The 322-nt window shown below is 62.7% G+C and carries 1 protein-coding gene; it reads left to right on the top strand.

What is annotated here, in order from left to right; all coding sequences use genetic code 11:
- On the top strand, nt 1-322 hold a 322-nt coding region (locus AC3A5O_RS28825), incomplete at both ends, for an immunoglobulin-like domain-containing protein (protein ID WP_487754026.1).

The following is a 322-nucleotide window of genomic DNA, read 5'->3' as shown; positions in this document are numbered from 1 at the left end:
CGCAAAACGGCCCGGTGACCGTGACGTTGGAAAGCGGCAAGACCATCACCATCGCCGCGGGTGCAAGCTCGGGCGTGTTGGATGTAGCCGTCGGCAACGACGTGTACCAAGGTCCCACCACCGTCACCGAATCGATCAAAGATGCATCCGGTGGCAACCTCGAAGCCATCGCGCCGAACACCGCTCCGGTCAGCACCATCGTCAGTGATGTCAACGACACCACCACCGTGACGTTGACCGCTACGCCGACCGTGAACGAAAACGGCACCATCACCTACACCGCCACCCTGACCGGTCCCGACGGCAAACCCGTCACCGCGCA

The sequence above is a fragment of the Pseudomonas sp. Soil_N_39 genome (assembly GCF_057655955.1).
Note: the sequence above shows the minus strand (reverse complement) of the source record. Positions and strands in the feature narration are given on the sequence as shown.